The organism is Halalkalibacter lacteus, from assembly GCF_036663595.1.
GTDB lineage: Bacteria > Bacillota > Bacilli > Bacillales > Bacillaceae_D > Halalkalibacter > Halalkalibacter lacteus.
The window spans coordinates 1-969 of the sequence record NZ_JAWRVL010000079.1; the positions used below are offsets into that span (position 1 = coordinate 1).

1 protein-coding gene is annotated in these 969 nt (G+C 34.3%); it reads left to right on the plus strand.

From position 1 onward, the window contains the following. The first annotated feature begins 177 nt into the window (after window positions 1-177). The gene (locus SAZ04_RS21510; RefSeq protein WP_332699525.1) at window positions 178-897 is read left to right on the plus strand and encodes a hypothetical protein; all 720 of its coding nucleotides are present in this window, start codon (window positions 178-180) and stop codon (window positions 895-897) included. Window positions 898-969 lie beyond the last annotated feature (72 nt).

Below are 969 nucleotides of genomic sequence, written 5' to 3' on the forward strand. Positions count from 1 at the left end.
AAGGCTTCCATTTTTTATTGTTAACAATAATTTTTACGGGATTATGCTATGAACTAAGATCTTCCACACTCGGGCGCAATTGTGGAGCAACACAGGCAGAAAATGATCAAACTTTTTTATAAAACCAAAACTTAAATTTAATAGATAAGAATCCATTTTGATCAATCTCTTTTCAAAATGGATTCTTTTTATAATCAAAAGAAACGCGACAAACAACTTGCAAAAATTCGTTTAGATTATGGTTTTTTAGAATGCGGAATCCATCATTTTGTGAAGTCTGTTCAAAAAAAGTTTAAAGAACATATCGGTAGTTTTGAAGCTCAAAAACTAGCTACGAGAGCTTTTCAAACAGTCGAAAAACTACATTATGGAACTTCAAAAAAAGTACATTTCAAATCTTTTAACGATGATATTTCAGTGGAAAACAAATCTAATACTACTGGTTTAAGATATGCGGAAGGAAACGTTGTTTGGGGTGATAAACCAACAAAGAAAAACCCAAAACCTAAGAATTGGCTTTGTATGCCGATTTCACCGAAATCTAAAGATGAATACGCACATTTGGCTTTGTTCGACAAAACAAAGTATGTTCGTATTTTAAAGCGAGAAATTCGCGGGAAAGTTCGATACTTTGTCCAACTTATTCAAGAAGGTTTTCCACCTACCAAACGAAATCGTAAGATTGTTGATGAAACCAAACGGGTAGGTATTGATATTGGTACATCTACGATTGCAATCAGTAGTCAAAGCACAGTAGAACTGCGAGAACTTGCTCCAGAGTGTAATATTGATGAAAAAGAAATAAAGCGTATCCAACGTAAAATGGATAGGTCTAAACGAAGTACCAATCGGAGTAATTTCAATAAAAATGGAACAGTTAAAAAAGGAAAAGTGTAAGCCCCCATTCAAACAACGCATATAAATACGCAGCGCCTCCTGGTACGATACATGTATCAACTAAAGGAGGTG

Coding starts and splice junctions, on each gene's coding strand:
- SAZ04_RS21510 (WP_332699525.1), top strand. CDS start 178: ATGGATTCTTTTTATAATCAAAAGAAACGCGACAAACAACTTGCAAAA.